This is a genomic window from Arthrobacter sp. 10T413_2 (assembly GCF_056394205.1).
Genome location: NZ_JBFTHK010000297.1, coordinates 1 through 2,957, shown reverse-complemented (window position 1 = coordinate 2,957; position 2,957 = coordinate 1). Strand labels below are relative to the sequence as shown.

The 2,957-nt window shown below is 67.8% G+C and carries 2 protein-coding genes; both read left to right on the top strand.

Annotation, left to right across the window (positions count from 1 at the left end; translation table 11 throughout):
- The first annotated feature begins 104 nt into the window (after nucleotides 1-104).
- A complete protein-coding gene (locus AC1DBQ_RS22725; protein ID WP_476930661.1) occupies nucleotides 105-551 on the top strand; it encodes a universal stress protein in 447 nt (148 codons plus the stop codon).
- A 6-nt stretch (nucleotides 552-557) separates the two neighbouring features.
- Nucleotides 558-2,864, top strand: a complete 2,307-nt coding sequence (locus AC1DBQ_RS22720) for an HAD-IC family P-type ATPase (RefSeq protein ID WP_476930660.1) — start codon at nucleotides 558-560, stop codon at nucleotides 2,862-2,864.
- Nucleotides 2,865-2,957: the final 93 nt, after the last annotated feature.

The following is a 2,957-nucleotide window of genomic DNA, read 5'->3' as shown; positions in this document are numbered from 1 at the left end:
CCTCCAGCAGTGGCACCCCCTTGATTCCACGGTGCAACGGGAGGATCGTGGGCCGTGCGGCACRACGTCGTGTTGCGAAGACGCGGTTTCCTTAGGGAGGCACGATGGCGGCGGGTGCGGTTTTCCGAATTGTTGTCGGGGTCGACGGGTCGGACTCGTCGCTGTCGGCGCTGGATTKGGCCCTTGAGGAAGCCCGGCTAAGAACCGGGCAGGTTCACGTCGTCACAGCATGGCACTACCCCGTCATCGGTGATGCTGCCGGCAAGGCCGAGGACCATGATTCGTTCGGGGACAATGCCCGGCGCGCAAACGCTGATGCGCTGCGGCGGGCATCCGGAACCGCCCTTGCGGTCAGTGGTGAAGTGACGGAGGGGCATCCCGCCGACGTGCTCGTGAAGGCTGCAACCGGGGCCGATCTCCTGGTGGTCGGATCGCATGGCCACGGCGGGTTCGCCGGAGTGCTCCTGGGGTCGGTGTCGAGCCATGCGGTGCACCATGCCCAGTGCCCCGTGGTGGTAGTCCGTACCGGCGCGGAATCAGTTCAGGGCTGAGACGGCGTGGTCGAGCCTCAAGGGCTCTCATCCGCGCAAGCAGCCGGGCTGCTGGAGACAGTCGGCCCCAACACGGTTCCACTCAAGCGGACCGGACTCGCGGTGCGGCTCCTMAKGAAACTCTGGGCGCCCGTGCCGTGGATGCTGGAAGCAACGATCATCCTCGAGTTCGCCCWCAACAAATGGCTCKACGCGCTCATCATCCTGGCGGTGCTGAGCCTGAACACGGTACTAGGAATTTTCCAGGAGAAGCGGGCCGAAGCGGCCGTCGATCTGTTGCGCACCCGGCTGGAAATCAACGCCCGGGTACTGCGCGACGGCACGTGGACGCTGCTGCCGGCCTCCCGCTTGGTCCCCGGCGACGTCATCCATATCCGGGTCGGCGACTTCGTGCCCGCCGATGTCGCCGTGCAAACCGGCACCGTCATGGTGGATCAATCGGCGCTCACCGGAGAGTCGATGCCCGTAGCCCGGGGGCCGGCGTCGACCGTTTACTCCGGCGMCACCGTTAGCCGCGGAGAAGCCAGCGGCACCGTGGTAGCCACCGGTGCCGCCACMTACTTCGGCAAGACGGCAGAGCTGGTCGGCAGCTCAGCGCCAACAGCCCATCTMGAACACGTCGTGCTGCGCATCGTCAGGGTGTTCATCGCTGTGGACCTGGTGCTGGCAGTCGTGGGCACGTCCCATCTGGCCACCGTCGGGGCCCCCATCGCGGACGTCATCTCCTACGCGGTCATACTGCTGCTGGCCTCGGTGCCGGTGGCCATGCCGGCGGCGTTCGCCTTGGCCGGCGCCCTGGGTGCCAAGCACCTCGCCACGATCGGGATCCTGACCACCCGCCTCACCGCCCTGCAGGACGCTGCGTCCATGAGTGTGCTCTGCATCKACAAGACGGGGACCCTKACCGAAAACCGGCTCGCGGTGAATGCCGTCTACCCGATCGGGGCCGCGAACCGGGAAGAGGTCCTGCGGTGGGCGTYGGCGGCCTCCGACGCCTCCACACAGGACCCCATCGATCTGGCGATCCTCGCCGCGGACGGGACGGCAGCCGGGGACCGGATAAGTTTCACACCGTTTGATCCTTCGACGAAGCGGTCCCAGGCCACGGTGGTCAGGGGTGGCCGGACCATGGGTGTGGCCAAGGGCGCCCCGCATGTCATTGCGGCGATGGCCGGCGAACAGCCCCCAGCGGAGCTGGGGTCACTCGCTTCCGGCGGCGCGCGGGTGCTCGCCGTCGCCGTCKACGACGGGGACGGCGTCTGGCGCCAGCTCGGACTCATAGCTCTCGCCGACCGGATCCGGCCCGAAGCCGCCGGGCTGCTGACACGGTTAGCGGAACTCGGAATCCKCGTCATCATGGTCACCGGTGACAGCGCCGCGACCGCCGCGGCAGTCGCGGCCGAAGTTGGTCTGGAGGGAAGTGTGATCCGGGTCGACGGGCTGGCGGCCCTGGCAGGCGACGACGGGCCGCCCGCTGTTGTCGCGGAGGTCCTTMCCCAGGACAAGCACAGGATCGTGCAGATCCTCCAGGACGCGGGCCACGTCGTGGGCATGACCGGAGACGGAGTCAATGATGCGCCGGCGCTGCGCCAGGCCGAAGTCGGCATCGCCATGGAAGGGGCCACCGATGTGGCCAAGTCCGCGGCCGGGGTCGTCCTCGTCCGCGGCGGGCTGACCGACATCGTCGGACTCGTCGAGGAAAGCAGGAGAATCCACCAGCGTTCCCTGACCTATGCCCTCAACGTCAGCGTGAAGAAACTCGAAGTGCCGCTGCTGCTCACCGTMGGGGTGCTTTCGTTCGGGCAGCTCGTCTTCACGCCCCTCCTGATGGCGTTGCTGCTGCTGGCCAACGACGTGGTGAGCATGATGATCACCACCGACAATGCCTCCTATTCGCAGAAACCGAACACGTGGAATGTGGGCAGGACCATCGCCGGGGCCGTCGTGGTTGCCACGCCGATGCTCTGCTCTTCCCTGGCCGTGCTCTGGGCCTCAGGGCAGCTCTGGCCCGGAGGGGRCATCGACCAGCTGCGTACCGTTATTTTCCTGACGCTGGTCTTCAGCAGCCAGATCACGACTTACGTCGTCCGCACGGCACGGCCGGCGTGGACGGGCCGGCCCTCCCGGTTGTTGGTGGCCGCCTCCGTGCTCGACGCCGCGGCCGCGTCAGCGCTGGCCCTGTGGGGCGTGCTGATGGCGCCGGTCCCGGCGGCGCTCCTGCTCCTGATCCTCGCCGCGACTGTCGCAGGCGGCCTCATCGCGGACCTCCTGAAGGTGCCGGCCTTCCGGAAGCTGAAGCTCCACACCGGTTGAGCGGCTACCGGCCGGGCGATTGCTCCCTGCCTTGGCCCGCCCGGGCACRGGATGCGGGACGGGTGTGACAAAGCGTTGGCGGCGGCCCGGTGT